The 16,503-nt window shown below is 51.1% G+C and carries 13 protein-coding genes and 1 tRNA gene; 5 read left to right on the forward strand and 9 right to left on the reverse strand.

All coding sequences use genetic code 11. The annotated features are described in order from the left end of the window. The first annotated feature begins 5 nt into the window (after window positions 1-5). Window positions 6-929 carry an AEC family transporter gene (locus E9531_RS05520; RefSeq protein ID WP_136572758.1) on the forward strand — a complete coding sequence of 308 codons (924 nt, stop codon included), beginning with the start codon at window positions 6-8 and terminating at the stop codon, window positions 927-929. Window positions 930-962: 33 nt separating this feature from the next. On the opposite strand, the gene E9531_RS05525 is transcribed toward E9531_RS05520, so the two are convergent. Together E9531_RS05525 and E9531_RS05530 are read right to left on the reverse strand one after the other, a co-directional pair. Then, window positions 963-1,460, reverse strand: a complete 498-nt coding sequence (locus E9531_RS05525) for a GNAT family N-acetyltransferase (RefSeq protein WP_136572759.1) — start codon at window positions 1,458-1,460, stop codon at window positions 963-965. Window positions 1,461-1,535: 75 nt separating this feature from the next. Next, on the reverse strand, window positions 1,536-2,045 hold the full coding sequence (locus E9531_RS05530) for a TlpA disulfide reductase family protein (protein WP_136572760.1): 510 nt from the start codon (window positions 2,043-2,045) through the stop codon (window positions 1,536-1,538). 184 nt (window positions 2,046-2,229) lie between these two features. Here E9531_RS05530 and E9531_RS05535 point away from each other — a divergent pair, with 184 nt between their 5' ends. Beyond that, the gene (locus tag E9531_RS05535; RefSeq protein WP_136572761.1) at window positions 2,230-3,288 is read left to right on the forward strand and encodes an NAD(P)H-dependent flavin oxidoreductase; all 1,059 of its coding nucleotides are present in this window, start codon (window positions 2,230-2,232) and stop codon (window positions 3,286-3,288) included. Between the two features lie 73 nt (window positions 3,289-3,361). On the opposite strand, the gene E9531_RS05540 is transcribed toward E9531_RS05535, so the two are convergent. The 4 genes from E9531_RS05540 to E9531_RS05555 all read right to left on the reverse strand — a co-directional run bounded on the left by E9531_RS05540 (window position 3,362) and on the right by E9531_RS05555 (window position 7,578). Then, the gene (locus E9531_RS05540; RefSeq protein ID WP_342210846.1) at window positions 3,362-3,730 is read right to left on the reverse strand and encodes a RidA family protein; all 369 of its coding nucleotides are present in this window, start codon (window positions 3,728-3,730) and stop codon (window positions 3,362-3,364) included. A 92-nt stretch (window positions 3,731-3,822) separates the two neighbouring features. Continuing rightward, window positions 3,823-3,898, reverse strand: a tRNA-Gly gene (locus E9531_RS05545). 133 nt (window positions 3,899-4,031) lie between these two features. Then, on the reverse strand, window positions 4,032-6,473 hold the full coding sequence (gene lon / locus E9531_RS05550) for an endopeptidase La (RefSeq protein ID WP_244609999.1): 2,442 nt from the start codon (window positions 6,471-6,473) through the stop codon (window positions 4,032-4,034). 259 nt (window positions 6,474-6,732) lie between these two features. Next, complete coding sequence (locus E9531_RS05555; RefSeq protein WP_136572762.1) at window positions 6,733-7,578, reverse strand: symmetrical bis(5'-nucleosyl)-tetraphosphatase; 846 nt, start codon at window positions 7,576-7,578, stop codon at window positions 6,733-6,735. 467 nt (window positions 7,579-8,045) lie between these two features. Between E9531_RS05555 and E9531_RS05560 the strand changes: the two genes are divergently transcribed. Next, window positions 8,046-8,339, forward strand: a complete 294-nt coding sequence (locus E9531_RS05560; RefSeq protein WP_136572763.1) for an H-NS histone family protein — start codon at window positions 8,046-8,048, stop codon at window positions 8,337-8,339. A 220-nt stretch (window positions 8,340-8,559) separates the two neighbouring features. After that, window positions 8,560-9,750, forward strand: coding sequence for a benzoate/H(+) symporter BenE family transporter (locus E9531_RS05565; RefSeq protein WP_136572764.1), 1,191 nt, complete (start codon window positions 8,560-8,562; stop codon window positions 9,748-9,750). A 43-nt stretch (window positions 9,751-9,793) separates the two neighbouring features. Here the strand turns inward: E9531_RS05565 and E9531_RS05570 are convergent, their stop codons facing one another. Beyond that, window positions 9,794-11,131, reverse strand: coding sequence for a DUF945 family protein (locus E9531_RS05570; protein ID WP_136572765.1), 1,338 nt, complete (start codon window positions 11,129-11,131; stop codon window positions 9,794-9,796). Window positions 11,132-11,259: 128 nt separating this feature from the next. Here E9531_RS05570 and E9531_RS05575 point away from each other — a divergent pair, with 128 nt between their 5' ends. Then, window positions 11,260-11,886, forward strand: coding sequence for a riboflavin synthase (locus E9531_RS05575; RefSeq protein WP_136572766.1), 627 nt, complete (start codon window positions 11,260-11,262; stop codon window positions 11,884-11,886). 175 nt (window positions 11,887-12,061) lie between these two features. Here the strand turns inward: E9531_RS05575 and E9531_RS05580 are convergent, their stop codons facing one another. Both E9531_RS05580 and E9531_RS05585 read right to left on the reverse strand, forming a co-directional pair. After that, on the reverse strand, window positions 12,062-15,016 hold the full coding sequence (locus tag E9531_RS05580) for an acyltransferase family protein (protein ID WP_136572767.1): 2,955 nt from the start codon (window positions 15,014-15,016) through the stop codon (window positions 12,062-12,064). A gap of 204 nt (window positions 15,017-15,220) precedes the next feature. Further along, on the reverse strand, window positions 15,221-16,486 hold the full coding sequence (locus E9531_RS05585) for an acyltransferase family protein (RefSeq protein WP_136572768.1): 1,266 nt from the start codon (window positions 16,484-16,486) through the stop codon (window positions 15,221-15,223). Between the last annotated feature and the right edge of the window lie 17 nt (window positions 16,487-16,503).

Genomic DNA, 16,503 nt, shown 5'->3' on the forward strand with positions numbered 1-16,503 from the left:
CCACCATGCTGTCCTACATCCTCCCTATCTTTTTAATCATCGCACTGGGTGTATGGATTAAACGCACGCCCCATGCCCCCAAAGAGCTGTTCCCCGCGCTGGAGTGGTTTAGCTTTTACGTCGCCTTTCCGGCCCTGCTGTTCTTGCGTACGGCACAACTGCACATGGATGCCCGTGCTGTGCAATCCCTGGCTTTGCTGGTGGTTGTTCCGATGGCAGCCATCTTGCTGCTGTGTTTGATTGGCCTGCGCCTTGCACACCAACTGCCCGATCCGGCGCGCTCATCCATCATCCAGGGGGCCACAAGGCCCAGCACCTACTTTGGCTTGGCCGTAGCAGGCCTTGTTTTTCCCGACAATGTGGCTGCACTGATTATGTTGACCTTGGCCATTGCCTTGCCTCTTGTCAATGTTGTGGCGGTAGTGGCTTTAGCCTGGTGGAGCGGCAAGCGCGTAACGGCCCGTTCCATCCTTAGAAATTTGGTGCGCAACCCCATCATTTTGGCCACCGTAGCCGGCGCTGTTTACAACATGACCGACTGGCCGCTATGGGGTCCATTGACATCGGCGCTGGAAATTTTAGGCAGTGTGGCGCTAGGTTTGGGTTTGGTGTGCGTTGGGGGTGGCTTGGTCTTTCGCCTTGAGGGCGCAATGCCGCTGGTCACCCTGATCACCAATAGCCTCAAGCTGATGGCTCTGCCAGGTTTGACTCTGTTGATGTGCAGCGCCTTGGGTGTTGATCAAGCTACACAAATGGCCGTATGCTTTTATGCCAGCTTACCCACGGCCCCCAACGCTTACATCATGGCGCGGCAAATGGGGGGCGATGCCCGCTTGATGGCCACCATGATCACGACACAAACGCTGCTCACTATCGTGACCTTGCCACTGTGGATGTTGTGGTTAGGGGTCGACTTCTCAGGACGCTGACCTGTCAACGGCGATCAAAGCCTGTTCAAGGCCTCATCCATAAAAATCTGCCTTTAAAAAGAAAGCGCCGGGATGAGGATTGAAGTAGTACGGAGCCACTTCGTAAAAACCTAAATCCTCATATAGCGCGCGCGCCGCATCCATTTCATCAAGGGTATCGAGCAGAATGCAGGAGTAGCCGGCCAGTTGAGCCCCTTCCATGATGGCATGGGCCAATGTCCGGCCCAAACCAAAACCACGAAATGATTTGCGCACATACAAACGTTTCATTTCACTGGCGTTGGAGTAATCTGAGGTATTCAAGGGACGCAAGGCGCAGCAACCTGCCAGCTGTTCGTCCACAAATGCCAGCATCACGCAACCGCTGGGCTGCGCATATTCGCCAGGCAAGTTGGCCAATTCCTCATCAAAGCCCTGAAAGTCCAGATCCACGGGCAAATTGCGCGCATATTCTTCAAATAACTCACGCACCAGTGCCATATCTTCTGGCTCTTGTGCTGCGCGAATCACGATATTGGGAGAAGACTCCATGACAAGATCAATCCATTAAAACAACGCAGTCATCACCGCAGTGATGGCTGTGAATACCGCAAAAACCGTGCCCAATCATACGGTTTGCTGCGCCAGCAAGCGCTCAATCAAACCATGCAACTCGTCAAAGTCTGGGGCGCCGACATAGGTTTTCACAATAGTGCCCTGCTTGTCTACCACGTAGGTTGTGGGCGTCAATTGCACATCGCCCCATGCTTTAGCAATCTCGCCAGTGTTATCGATGGCGACCTTGAAAGGCAATTGCCGCGACTGGGCAAAGTTCACCACATACGCGGGTGGGTCATAAGCCATTGCTACCGCCATAAGCTCGAACCCTTGGCTTTTGAAACGGTTGTAGGTATTGGCCAAATCGGGCATTTCAGCCACGCACGGTGCGCAACTGGTGGCCCAAAAATTCACCAGTGTGACCTGACCGCGAAGGTCCGCCATACGTTGACGAGAACCATCAATAAGCACGAACTCAGAAGCGGGCGCAGGTTGACGCCCTGTAGTGAACCACAAGGTCAGGGCAACCGCCAGCACGCCAACAGCAGCCAGCACAAAACGTAAAGTGCGATGGTTCATTCCCAGCAAGCCAATTTCAACACACAGACAGCGCAAGCCCTACACCTGGAGCCTTCGCGCTTATGGACAGGTTCAACACCCCCCACAGATGGCGTGTTATACCACTTGCATACAATTGAGAACCATTGAACCCCGATCTTGGCGACTTTCACCAACGCGCTATAGCGCATTCAGGCACGAATTCATGCACCCTTTTTTCAGTCAACTCGGCCTCCGTTACCCACTCATTCAAGCGCCTATGGCTGGTGTCCAAGACTACCAATTGGCATTGGCTGCTGCGCACGCTGGCGCACTGGGCTCCTTGCCATGCGCCATGCTTACTCCGGAGGCTTTGCAGACCAATTTGCAGGCTTTGCATGATGCACTGGGCACGAACGCGGCCTTTAACGTGAATTTTTTCTGCCACCAAGAGCCCAGCGTTTCATCCGACGCACAGGCGCGTTGGCATGCCGCACTTGCGCCTGAATACCAACGCATGGGTCTAGACAGCCAACAAATCCCACCACTGCAAGCGGGCCGCCAACCTTTTTCTGCCGAATGGGCACAGCGCCTTGCCCCCTTCAAACCGAAGGTCGTGAGTTTTCACTTTGGTTTGCCTGCTGCCGAGTTGATTGACACCGTCAAAGCCTGGGGAGCCAAGGTCATCGCCAGCGCCACAACAGTGGAAGAAGGCTTGTGGCTCCAAGCACATGGTGCCGATGCCGTCATCGCACAAGGGTTAGAAGCAGGTGGGCACCGTGGCCACTTCCTCAGCACAGATACCAGCTTGCAGATGGGGACGTTCGCGCTGGTTCCGCAATTGGCCGATGTGCTGTCCATTCCCGTCATTGCCGCTGGCGGGATTGTTGACACCCGCACTGTGCGTGCAGCCATGGCATTGGGCGCCGCAGGCGTACAGGTTGGCACGGCATTCTTGCTCTGCCCGCAAGCATTAACCAGCCCATTGCATCGACAGGCCCTACAGTCTGCTGCAGCAACACACACAGCGTTAACGCGTGCATTCACCGGAGGCGCAGCCCGGGGCATCGTCAACCATGCCATGCAACGCTTGCAACCCCATGAAGCAAAGATCCCGGCTTTTCCCTTAGCCAGTAGCAGCATCGGTCCTTTGCGCAGCCATGCAGAGGCACAAGGGCTGGCGGATTTCACGCCTCTATGGTCTGGGCAAAATAACAGGCAATTGCCAACCCAATCAGCGGCCTGGATTGTCGAGCAATTAGGCCAAGCGGCGCTGTCTATCTAGCAACCTACGCTGCTGGAATAAACAGCAGCGGCATGCCTGCCACACAGCCTAGTCAGTTCGCACTCGGCGCGCTTTACTGCTCAACAGCTGCCACCACAACCACTTCGATACGGTACGCAGGATTGGCCAAAAGCGCTTGAACGGTGGCCCGCGGAGGCGTATGCCCTGGCACCACCCAAGCATCCCACACGGTATTCATGGCGCCAATCTCACTGACATCAGACAGATAAATCTGGCACTGCAAGATACTTTGCTTGCTTGATCCTACTTCTGCCAGCAAACGGTCAATATGGCCCAACACCTCTTGTGTTTGGGTAGTGATGTCCGCACCGGGGCTGTTTTCTGGAATTTGCCCAGCCAAATACACCACGCCATTGAAAACAGCTGTTTCAGACAAACGCGCGCCCACATGGCGACGATCAATTGCAGAGGAAGGGATCATTGCTGGCAATCCTTAGAGTAAAACCTCAACAGTACATGCAAGCAAAGTGCACAGACGAAAAAAAAGCCGCTTATAAGCGACTTTTTAAAATATGGAGCGGGAAAACGGGTTCGAACCGTCGACCTATACCTTGGCAAGGTATCGCTCTACCAACTGAGCTATTCCCGCATGTGCTAATCAGTCATTGATCAGCAGCAAGGCTCGCATTGTATGCCAAAAATCGGGCATTTCAGCGAAAAACGCGATTTTTTTCAAATTTTCATTCATTCGTTAAAAGTACCGGGCCAAAACGCTGCATGGATCAATGCGACACCACATCCACCATGCCCGATCCTTTGCTCGCATCAGCCTGTGGCACTGCCGCAGCCGTAGCAGCAATCACATCGTCTTCTGACAAAGGCACGGGCTGGCGCACCAGTGCATGCTTGAGTACCTGGTCAAACCATTTCACAGGGATGATCTCCAGACCATTGCGCACTACATCAGGCAATTCCTGTAAGTCCTTGACGTTTTCTTCGGGAATCAAGGCGGTCTTGATGCCGCCGCGCAAAGCCGCCAGCAGTTTTTCTTTCAGCCCACCAATTGCCGTGATTTCACCGCGCAAAGTGATTTCCCCGGTCATCGCCACATCAGCACGCACAGGAATACCTGTCAGGGCTGAGACAAAGGCCGTGGCCATGGCTGCACCTGCGCTTGGACCATCTTTGGGGGTGGCACCATCAGGGACGTGGATGTGCACGTCTTTCTTGTCAAAATCAACTGGCTGAATACCCAGCTGTAAAGCACGACTGCGCACCACAGTGCGTGCCGCTTCAACCGACTCCTTCATCACATCGCCCAAAGAGCCTGTGCGGGTGACCAAGCCTTTGCCAGGCATGGTCACGGCTTCGATGGTCAGCAAATCGCCGCCCACTTCAGTCCATGCCAGTCCTACGACCTGGCCAATCTGGTCGTCTTTCTCAGCGCGGCCGTAATTGAATTTCCGCACGCCAAGAAACTCCGCCAAATTATCAGCATTCACTTGCACCGGTGCTTTCATTTGCTTGAGCTGAATGCCTTTGACGGCTTTGCGGCAAATGCGCGAGATTTCACGCTCTAACGAGCGTACACCGGCTTCGCGGGTGTAATAGCGCACGATGTCGCGAATAGCGTCTTCACTCACATCCAGCTCTTTGGCCTTAACCCCATTGTTGGCAATTTGTTTGGGCAGCAAGTACCGCTTAGCGATGTTGAGCTTTTCATCTTCGGTGTAGCCCGAAAGACGGATCACCTCCATCCGATCCAGCAAGGCTGGCGGAATGTTCATGCTGTTGGAGGTTGCCACAAACATCACATCAGAGAGATCAAAATCGACTTCTGCGTAATGGTCAGCAAAGCTGCTGTTTTGCTCGGGGTCGAGCACCTCCAGCAAAGCGCTGGATGGGTCACCACGGAAATCAGCACCCAGCTTGTCAATCTCGTCAAGCAGGAACAAAGGATTGCGTGTTCCCACCTTGCTGAGGTTTTGCAGGATCTTGCCGGGCATCGCACCGATGTAGGTGCGGCGATGGCCACGAATTTCCGCCTCATCGCGCATGCCACCAAGCGCCATGCGCACGTACTTGCGGCCTGTGGCCTTGGCGATGGACTGCCCCAGCGATGTTTTACCCACCCCAGGAGGCCCAACCAAACACAGGATAGGTGACTTGACTTTGTCCACACGCTGCTGCACTGCGAGGTGCTCCAGAATGCGTTCTTTGACTTTGTCCAAACCGTAATGGTCCTCGTTGAGAATTTTCTCAGCCGCTTCCAGATTTTTCTTGATCTTGGTTTTCTTCGCCCAAGGCAAGCCCACCAACACATCCAAGTAATTGCGCACGACTGAAGCTTCGGCCGACATCGGCGACATCATTTTGAGTTTCTTGACTTCGCTGTCGGCCTTTTTACGGGCATCAGCCGTCATCTTGGCATCGGTGATTTTTTTCTCAAGCTCTTCAATATCTGCGCCCTCTTCACCCTCGCCAAGTTCTTTCTGAATGGCTTTAACTTGCTCATTCAAATAAAAGTCGCGCTGGTTTTTCTCCATTTGCCTTTTGACTCGGCCACGGATGCGCTTGTCGATTTGCAAAATATCAACTTCAGAGGTCAACTGCTCCAGCAATGCTTCAAGCCTCTGTGCAGGGTCAATGGTTTGAAGCAACTCCTGCTTGACTTCAAGCTTGGCAGGTAAATGCGCCATGATGGTGTCGGCCAAACGGCCCGCATCGTCAATACCCGCAATGGAGGTCGCAATGTCCTGAGGAATTTTTTTGTTCAGCTTGGCATACTGCTCAAACTGCTGCATCACCGCACGGCGCATGGCTTCAAGCTCTGAAACTTCGCCAGAAGCCTCACCCAAAGCCATGGGCGCCACGCTGGCTTCAAAATGCGTTTCCGTCTCCACCACGCTGTGAAGCAAAGCACGCTCTTGCCCTTCCACCAGCACCTTGACAGTGCCATCCGGCAATTTCAGCATTTGCACAATGGTGGCAATACAACCAATCTCAAAGAGATCTTCGGTTTTGGGATCGTCTTGAGAGGCAGACTTCTGCGAAACCAGCACAATGCGGCGCTCTTGGTCCATCGCCATTTCAAGCGCTTTGATGCTTTTGGCGCGGCCCACAAACAATGGCACCACCATGCTGGGGAACACCACCACGTCCCGCAGTGGCAAGAGCGGCAAGGTCATGGTTGAGCCTGCCTGGGCTTGGTATTGGTCTGTCATAGAGAAGATCACCTGTAAATATGTGGGAGCAATTAGGGGCTGATTTGTAAAATTCAAGGGGCTTCGAAACGTGTTCGACGCTCCCGCGTCACCCTACCTTTATGCGCCTATCAACTCGCAAAGCACAAGGTATCAGAACACAAGAGCTCGCATTGTGCTCAGCGCCCCAACAGCAACCTTGGAGCATGTGTGCACTATGAAAAGCAAATTGAGCGCATGTCTATCACTCACACTCACGCGCGCAACAACTTAACCCGGCTTAACCCGGTGTTTGGGCGGCCTCGCACTTGACCTGAATAATCTCGCGTGATGCCAACGTCCCATCCAAACGCAGAGCACTCAAACAACCTCCCCATACACACCCTGTATCCAAGGCAATCAGGTAGCGGCTGTTTTGCAAGCCCAATGTTGACCAATGTCCAAATGCGATGGCCTCGTGGCCACTGCTGCGGCCCGGAACATCAAACCAAGGCATTAATCCTTCAGGCGCCTGATCTGCGCTTTCGCTACTGTCGAAATCCATACGCCCTTCAACTGTGCAAAAGCGCAAGCGGGTACATGCATTCACGATCACGCGTAAACGGTCCATCCCTTGCAGGGAGTCACTCCATACATCCGGTAAGTTGCCATACATCTCACGCATGAATGCAAGACAAGCATGTTCATCAGCCAACACAGCATGCACCTCTGCAGCCAAGGCCAATGCCTGCGTCACACTCCATTGCGGCAAGAGCCCTGCATGCACCAACAGCAGTGCCTCATCGGCGAGCGGTACCTGCCTTACCAACGGCTGTTGACGCAACCATGCCATTAATTTATGCACATCCGGAGCCTCCAACACCTCTTCCATGGTGTCACGTTTACCTGCCTTGCGCACGCCGTAATAGCGTGCCAGCAGGTGCAAATCATGGTTGCCCAAAATCACAGAAATACTGCTCTGGTTGCTGACGCAACGCCGCAAAACCGCCAATGACTCAGGCCCACGATTAACCAAATCACCCACCAAATAAAGATGGTCTCTGCTGGGCGAGAAATCAACCTTGTCCAATAATCGCTGCAAAGCACTATTACAGCCTTGTACATCACCCACTACATACTTTGCCATTATGTTCAACCTCGACAGACAGCAAAACGCACACCATCATCAATATAAAAACCACTAATACGCTAAACCAACACTAGGCAGCCTAGCTTAAGCCGATGCTGCTTTTTCAATTACCGAGGCACAAGCCTCCAAAGTCAATCAAAAAAGCCATCTGAATACGTTTTAAAACGTATATATTTTCCTTGAAGAGTATTGAGTCTAGCCCATAGTAAAACCACTCAGCCATGCCTGCACAAGCTCACGAAAATCGCCTCAAAACGTCAACCTAGAAACACGCCTTGCTCCTCCAATCAGAATCTGATGGTGTCCCGCTCGCGCATGTTCCATTCAAATGAAATCGATACTAACAAATAAGAGCAAGGGCTTTATCCACCCCATTAAGATCGAAAAATAAATCCATATCACTTTCTATTTTAGTTATTAGCTATAATAAAATCACATCAACACATTCAACGAAAAAGAAAGCCATGTCGCAATTAGACGCCCTCATTCAACAACGTGAAGCATTAGATCAGCAAATTAACGCGATGCGCCAGCAAGCACGCGCTGATGCCCTTGCACAAATTCATGCCCTCGTTCAACAATTTGAACTCAGCCCTGCAGATATTTTTGGCGGTCCTAAAAACAGCAGGTCATCAGCAACAGCAGGCAAAAAAGTTGCAGCAAAATATCTGAACAAAGAAACCGGTGAGACTTGGACAGGCCGTGGAAAGCCCCCGCGCTGGATTCAAGGCCAGGACCGTGAGGCATTCAAGATTTAAGCAAGCCCTGAATTCAGGCCGCATCGTATTGCCATTACGTTGCAATACTTCAAAAGCAGCACCGAAAGTGCTGCTTTTTGCTTTGTAGCAAGGTGTTAGGACTTTGCAGGGCAAAAGCCAGCGTACGATAAGCAAACATCACAACAGGCCCCGCTTGACTCTTGGCATCGCCTGATGTCGTCACCCCCCTCTTTCTTTGGCATTCACTGCATTGCTTCGTATGGTTTCATCGCCCCTTGCAAGCCCATCCATTCTGCGGGACTTCTCGCTCTCCGCCGTTATTGCTGGCTTTATTACAGTGCTGGTTGGGTATACCAGTTCTGCAGCCATTGTTTTCCAGGCTGCACAGGCATTGGGAGCCAATCAAGCTGAAATTGCGTCATGGATGTGGGCTTTGGGTATTGGCATGGGGATTACTTGCTTTGTGCCCTCCCTGTGGTTACGCATTCCCGTCGTGACCGCATGGTCCACACCAGGAGCAGCGATGCTGGCAGGTAGTGCCTTGGGCTTGCCCATGTCCGAAGTAATCGGTGCGTTCATGGTTTCTGCTGCGCTGATCATTCTGTGCGGCTTTACCGGATGGTTCGAGAAAGCCATGAGCCGCATTCCCATGGCCTTGGCCTCTGGCATGCTTGCGGGTGTTTTGTTGCGATTTGGCATGGATGCGTTTGGCGCCATTCAAACCCAACCTTGGATGGTTACTGCCATGTTGGCAACCTATTTAGCTGGGCGCGTTTGGTTTACCCGTTACGCTGTGATTGCCACTCTCGCCATCGGCATTGCGATTGCGGCAACTGCAGGCATGCTGCACACAGAGGACATTCAGTGGGCTTGGCCGCAGCCTATTTTGACTGCCCCCAGTCTGTCAATCAGCGCTTTTTTCAGCATTGCGTTGCCACTATTCATCGTGACCATGGCCTCACAGAACATCCCGGGAGTTGTCGTCGCCAAAGGCTCAGGCTATGCCCTGCCTGTCTCCCCCGTCATTGGCTTTATTGGGGTTGTGAATATGGTGCTGGCCCCTTTTGGTGGCTATGCCTTGAACCTAGCCGCCATTACTGCGGCCATTTGCATGGGACGCGAAGCGCACGAAGACCCAAAACGCCGATACATTGCAGCCATGGCTGCTGGTGTGTTTTATCTGTTGGCCGGATTAATGGGCGCAGCCGTAGTCGCTTTGTTTGCAGCCTTTCCCAAGGAGCTGATCATGGCCATCGCAGGGATTGCCTTGCTGGGCACCATTGCCAGCAGCCTACTGACCGCCTTGAACGATGAAAGAAGCCGCGAACCTGCACTGATTGCATTTCTGGTCACAGCATCAGGCTTAACACTGGCAGGTGTGGGTTCTGCTTTTTGGGGGTTGGTTGCCGGTGGATTGGCCCTGTTGGTGCTGCGTTGCAAAAAAGGTTGATGCACAGCAGCCAAGGCCAATCACACCTTCCGCGGAAAGCCCGCTAGGGCAGCAACCCCATCAGATCAACGGGCAAGCCATTGATGGTGCTGTAGCCCCCACGGTACTGCAGCGTCGCTTGCACGTCTGAACCATCGCGAGCGAGCAAGCCCTGCGCAATGTGTAATGTCGCGGCCTGCGGGCCTAACCATGCCGCAAGACTGGACTCTGGCATACGCACATGCACTTGGGCATTGAGCTTGGAGGCCAAACTCATAGGGAAAAAGGCCACATCTGTCGCATTCAGAGTTGGTGCATCAAGTTGTGCATCGACCTCCACCACACCTTCTGGCGTACGGAAACTGAAACGATCCACTTCCACGCGCAAGCCCTGCTGAAACAACAACGCCACCTGACTCTGCGCCTGTTGTAATTGTGCGAGTGTCACACCTGCATCTGCGGCAAGGGAAACACGCCCTTCTCGCACCAAAGCAGGCAACATGGGCCAAACCGCTTCAACTGTTGAGGTATGGATTTGTCGCAATGACACCGCCACCTGCGCGGGCCCAGCCTCTTGCTCATCCATCCGCAAAGAGGGGGCCGAAAGCGCGCTCTTGATGTCTAAAAATGCATTTTTTACAGCCGTATCCAATGTCCACTCCAGGTCCGATGCCCGCCATGTATAGGGTTTTCTGTCGGCCAACGGCACACCATCGGCAAACACATTGACCACATCGAGTTGCGACACCGCATAACGGCTTTGGCCTTCATACACATGCTGCATGTCTGTAGGCACATGGTATTCGTCACGGGCTGTCACTTCCCCAATCTGCAGGGAACTGCCCTCTGAATTTTTCCACTGCAGCCCCTCCCACCCAAGGTTAGAGGTCACGCTATGCATGGCTGCTGCAAATTGAAAATCCCACCGCAGCGGGGCAATATCCCATTGACCGCCATCGCCATCTTGGAGATGAAATGCATCGCCTCGTATTTCCCAGCTGCCGCTGCGATCAAAATGCAAAAGTGCCCTCCCATTCAGCGGTGGTATTGCTTCTGAAACAGATCTATCTCTCACCGCATTGGGCAACATAAACGCCGCCTCGCTATGCACAGCGACAACACCGATGCGCAGCCCCAGCAGTGGACCATGATCGATACGATGTTGCACAACCATGACCGGAGCATTCAATGCATCATCCCATCGCACCTGGCTTGTTGCAACTGCACTGAACCAGCCACGCTGGTAGCTTTGCAACTCCAAGGGCAAGCCCATCCGTTCACGCAGCTGCGCATGCCCTGAGCGCCACTGCATCTCAATTTCGCGCCCCAACCACCAGCTGCTCACGGCGTAAGCTAAAGCCACTAGCACCACCAAGCCTAGCCACCACCGTCTTTTACCCACAGCAACTCCTTTGCGCTTTTACCTCTGCATACCGCATGCAATGCATGCATTGTTTCACAAGGCCATGGATTGCGGCCTATCATGGACAGCCTCTGTAGTCTTAAGCTAAACCACAAAAGGGAAACGGCATGTTCACCGGCATCATCACCGCCATTGGCCAGATCACACACATTGAAAACTTGGGCACCAGCGCTGCGCATGGCAAACGCCTAACCATTCAAACTCCAGAAGGATACCTAGATGATGTGGCACTTGGCGACAGCATTGCACTGAACGGCGCCTGCATGACCGTCACCGCACTCAGCCTCGACAACAGCGCCTTCACCATTGAAATCTCTGCCGAGTCGCTGCGGCTCACCACCGGCTTAGACCAGCTCCAGCAAGTGAATTTAGAAAAAGCACTGCGCGCGGCTGACCGCTTAGGCGGCCATATCGTCTCAGGTCACGTTGACGGCATTGGTACCGTCAGCCACTTTTCCCCTGTCGGAGAAAGCCATGAGCTGCGCATTCAAGCCCCGAAAGCACTGGCGCAGTACCTCGCCTACAAAGGCTCCATCACAGTGCAAGGCGTGAGCCTGACGGTCAACGCCGTCACTGATTTAACCGATAGCTGCGAATTCAGCATCAACCTCATCGCTCATACCGTAGAACACACCACCTTCAAGCACTTACGCGTTGGCAGCCACGTCAATTTGGAAATTGATGTGATTGCACGCTATGTGGCACGGATGCTGGCAATGCCCCAAATAGATTAAGTTCTCATTTGACTTGAAAGAGCAAGAAAATGCTTCTTGCGAGTTAGAGCAGCTCTTACAGGTCTTACTGAAGTACCAAGCTAACACCGCCAAACAACTGAACATGCCATGCTTTGCATATCAATCATGTTTCACCGATGAAGCGGGCAAATTTTGAGAACAATGCAAAGCTTATTCACGGCGCCTCTCTGAGTCTTTTGAGTTCTGCTGCTACGAATTGCGCATGTGTGCTCTCCAGTAATTGAGCTCCATGCCACTGCAACTGTGTCTTGTAAGGGCAATGCATCACCACACGTAAACGACCTGGCTCGTGTGGGCGCAAAGCACCATTGGCATGAATATATGCTGTTTGCCGAGTATTACTGGCCACCAAAGGCAAGCGATAGGAAGGCAACACAATCTCGCCATTTGATTTTTGCCAAGCAATCTCAGCCGCACAGCGCTTGCCTGCAGGTAATTTAAGTGTGTAGCTAAAAGACCAGAGCGCATTGAACGGCGACCTATTCTTAAGAGCGGCTAAGTCGTCTGAATCGACCTCAATCCCGACCATAGCAGGCACGGCTGTTGACTCCCATGTATTTTCCGCATGCGGCTCTAACCCATGTGTGGATATTGTTGGCAGCGCCACAATTTCATCGGTCACACTTGGGTTGTCAATATAGACCATGTCGAAACGACGCGCCTGATTGAATAAAACGATTGCCACAATCACAGGCAATAACACCACGGCTAATGCACTAACAAGTGCCTGTCCTCTTTCTGCACGAATTCCAAACTCTTGCCTGTTAACAACGAAGCGCAACGGGCGCGCCAAGTAACTGAATGCATAAGCCGTCAAAAGGATCAGCCAAGGATCCAATATAGCTGAGCTGTAACGATTGTTATAAAGAATCGGAAGCAACTGAACGAACATGCCTATAAAGCCCACCAAGAGCAAGAAGAAAAATAGGCCTCGTTTAAATCGATTCGCCTCAAGAAGTGGATTGTTCTCCAGCGCTGGCGTACGGCGCCATTGGTACCAAGCCATAAGCGCCAATGCCGTCAAGAGAGTACACAACTCAAACAACCGCACTTTACGCAAAGCACTGCCTAGCGCATCAACAGCAAATGGATGATGCGCAAGCAGCCACCAGGTCTTACGCAAGAAAAACTGCACAGGCTCGACCATGTGGGTGATGTGCCAAACTCCTGCCGCGCGGACAATGGGATCTGAAACCAAAGTAAGTTGGTCGCCTGCGGCCGCTCCAGCAACGCCAACGCCAATCATGCCGACATCAAAATCAAATCCTAAATAAACAGGTTCTGCACCTTGAAACAACGGGTGTGTGCCAAGGTAAAGCCCAACTCCAGAGCCTGTTCCCAAACCCCACAGGCCAAATGTTAAGCCGTTCTTGAGCACTAGCATGATTGGGATCATTAAACCAATCAATAAACTCCAACTGGTCACCGCTAACGCGGTTGAATCAATATAACGGTTATTTTTATTTCGCTGAATCAGTAACAGCAACAAACATAAGAGCAAAGCTAAGGGAGCCATTAATTGCAATACAGGCCGCGACAGCAAAGTCACAGTTAACGCCAATCCAGTCCATGCAACCACCCATCGCGATTGGGCCCCATCAATCCAAATTCGCGCGAGTCCAAAAAACCAAGCGAATATTCCAAATAGGAAAAGAGGCTCAGTCAATTCTGTTGGGAAATACTGTAATAAATCACGATGGCTGGTTAGCAGCAGAGTCGCCAACATCCCTGCAACCACTCCACCTAACTTTCTTGCGGTGCTCCACAACAAAAAAACGCATGCAATCCAAACACCGCAATGAGCCAGCCGAATCAAGGTCGGCTCCGCTTGCCAAAGAGCTGGCCATAGATACGCCAAAGGCACGACACGATAGCTTTCCTCCGTCAACAGAAAAGACCAGCCGTTTTCAAGGAAACTTCGCGCAGCAGGCAAATAAGTATGCACGGCATCATATGAGACCGGCCCATCAAACCCTTGAGCAATGCGGCGAAGCCCTACTACGCAGCAAACAGCAGGCCACAGCACCCAGCCATCCCACTGAATACCACGTCCAGAAAACGAGCGCACCTTTGCCAGGCTTGTGATCAACGATGCGTCTTTGGCTGGTTTAAAGCGCAACGCTTGCTTCTCAATAAAATGCCAAGAGGCGTAAGCCAAAACAACCGTGATCACACTCGCGAGTGCCATAGAGGACCAGAATCCCCATTCAGGCCACAGATAAAAAATCACCGTTTGTTGAACAGGGAACGCGAACAGATAGATACCGTAAGATGGATCACCCCAACGCCCAATTCGATTGATTAAGGGGAAACTGCGTGTGCCAAACCAGATGACAAGCAAAGGCAGCAATACCCAACAGGCAAGATACCGCCACCCAAAAAACCACAGTACACCGGCAGTACAAGTGGATACAGCAAACCACGCGACCGGATTGCGCTCCCAATATTTTTTTAGCAAAAACAAACATGAGCCCGCTAAAAAAAAGGCGCTCAACTCACGTCCATAATCAACCCGCCCGTATAAATCGGCACTACTACGTGAAACGAACCACACCATATAAGCAAGAATCAGCACAAAAAATATGCTTCTTTTGCGTAATAAACCGAATATCCCGGCAATACCCAAGTATACATAGCAGCGAACTTCCAGTGGGATAGTCCATAACGATCCATTCACGCCACGTGCATACGGATTATTCTCAAAAACACCCGGCAAAACGTAATGCACCTTCATGAGCAAGGTGTTCAAATAATCAAACGTCGCACGATGAGTTAGGTACTCTGCCACAGGTAAGCTACTAACCACAGGCCCCAAGCCGTATGCAACAAAAACCACAACAACGGTTAAAGCAGGCCAGATGCGCAACACACGTCGCCAAGCAAAACGAACAACATTTGGATCGTTGTACCAACTCATTGAAACCAAATAACCACTTATCACAAAAAACACTAAAACAGCGAGCCCACCAAGACTATGCAAGCCTATAAATGACGGCTCCATCTGACCTGTCAAAGAAAAGTGGTGACTATATAAAACTGTAAATGCCGCAACAATCCGAAGGAAGTCAAAATTATTATGATGAGGAATTCGAAAAGATTCTTTAATCATTAGATTTTATTAATTTAAATTCAAGGAATTTTTCTCACAACCCATTCAATAAGCACTAAATACTATTTAGTGATTCGCCAATCAAAATATTTATAACCCAGCGTCACGAATGATCTTTAGCAAAATGATGCGATGACCCAAAATTCAAACATGAATTGAGATATCTTCACCAAAACCCCTTCAGCCAAGAAAAATATTTCATCGTTAAAATACAATTTTCTGTGCCTGTCGTGCATACGCAGCGACCAAACAAAGTCCCAACGCACAAAAGGCCAAAAATCGCAGAGGATGTTTCTGAACAGTCGAATCAGCAGTTGCCACTGTTGCATGTCGAACCTGAAGGAAATATCGTTCAATCAAAAAATACGACAAAGTCGATATAACAAAAATCGCCGGCCATGTATAAACAAAGATGGCCCATGATTTCTCCGCACTGGTTGGACCTGTGACAGTATTGGTTTGCATAAATAAATCCAATACAACGGTGTGCCACAAATAAACACTGTAGCTGATCGTACCAATAAATGCCATCCATGCATTACCGAAGAGTAGCTTAGCCAGTTTACTAGGCGAACTGGCCGCATAAATGAGCAAGCCTGTAACAAAGGCAACTATAGTCTGATGCACAAAATAAATCGAATCGCGATTCTCAAACATATTCCCTCTGCGATCAATGAAGCCTATTAATGCAAGGAACAATACAATACTCACAAGCAGCAAATATGTTCCCTGTCGGGCAGACAAAGGCCGCTTGAAATGTATATAAGCCATCAATGATCCAACAACAAACTGGTCGACACGTCCAAAAAATGAGAAAAGATACAAACCCTTGTTCTCCACCATAGGAGAAAAAAGCACAAAAGCTCTGAACGCAATAGTCCCCACAATCAAACCTAACATTACCGTGGAGAAGGATCGCACTCGGATCGCCAGCAGCAAAATAAGCGGTAAAAACAGATAAAAATATGCCTCAACGGGAAGAGACCAAAATGCCCCCTGCAAAGGCATATTGCCCAGCCAAGGATTAATAAATAATGCATGCTGAAAAACTTGTGCGGCTGTAGGCACTGGCCCAAAGCCATACAGTCGCATGAATATCAACACCAAAAGGACGAAGTAAAACGCAGGCAAAATGCGCAGCAATCGCCTTCTGTAGAACTCCAAACTTTGATGAATTGTTGGTGGCTCTAGACCATTCCGAATCCACGGCATAGTCAGTAAAAATCCCGACAACACAAAAAAAATATCCACACCCCATTCACCAAACCTAACCAGGCGGGTGAGACCAATTTCCATATCAAACCAAGGCAGACTCACGCCCAAACTAACAGGTGAAAACGCCCAAGTGTGCATCACCAAAACCCATAGCACAGCCAATGCTCGCACACCTGTCAAATTTTCAGCATAAAACCCAGAGCTGGTTTTTTTTTCCAAATCCAAATAGCTTGCGCGATGGGGAGGATGACTCATATGCTTGTTCTTTCGCC

Source organism: Lampropedia puyangensis (assembly GCF_004833285.1).
GTDB classification, from domain to species: Bacteria; Pseudomonadota; Gammaproteobacteria; order Burkholderiales; family Burkholderiaceae_C; genus Lampropedia; species Lampropedia puyangensis.

Bases quoted from the DNA above. Each gene is read 5' to 3' on its own strand.
- E9531_RS05535 (WP_136572761.1), top strand. From the start codon at position 2,230: ATGCACCCTTTTTTCAGTCAACTCGGCCTCCGTTACCCACTCATTCAA.
- E9531_RS05520 (WP_136572758.1), top strand. From the start codon at position 6: ATGCTGTCCTACATCCTCCCTATCTTTTTAATCATCGCACTGGGTGTA.
- lon (WP_244609999.1), bottom strand. From the start codon at position 6,473: ATGACAGACCAATACCAAGCCCAGGCAGGCTCAACCATGACCTTGCCG.
- E9531_RS05530 (WP_136572760.1), bottom strand. From the start codon at position 2,045: ATGAACCATCGCACTTTACGTTTTGTGCTGGCTGCTGTTGGCGTGCTG.
- E9531_RS05540 (WP_342210846.1), bottom strand. From the start codon at position 3,730: ATGATCCCTTCCTCTGCAATTGATCGTCGCCATGTGGGCGCGCGTTTG.
- E9531_RS05575 (WP_136572766.1), top strand. From the start codon at position 11,260: ATGTTCACCGGCATCATCACCGCCATTGGCCAGATCACACACATTGAA.
- E9531_RS05525 (WP_136572759.1), bottom strand. From the start codon at position 1,460: ATGGAGTCTTCTCCCAATATCGTGATTCGCGCAGCACAAGAGCCAGAA.
- E9531_RS05585 (WP_136572768.1), bottom strand. From the start codon at position 16,486: ATGAGTCATCCTCCCCATCGCGCAAGCTATTTGGATTTGGAAAAAAAA.
- E9531_RS05555 (WP_136572762.1), bottom strand. From the start codon at position 7,578: ATGGCAAAGTATGTAGTGGGTGATGTACAAGGCTGTAATAGTGCTTTG.
- E9531_RS05580 (WP_136572767.1), bottom strand. From the start codon at position 15,016: ATGATTAAAGAATCTTTTCGAATTCCTCATCATAATAATTTTGACTTC.
- E9531_RS05560 (WP_136572763.1), top strand. From the start codon at position 8,046: ATGTCGCAATTAGACGCCCTCATTCAACAACGTGAAGCATTAGATCAG.
- E9531_RS05565 (WP_136572764.1), top strand. From the start codon at position 8,560: ATGGTTTCATCGCCCCTTGCAAGCCCATCCATTCTGCGGGACTTCTCG.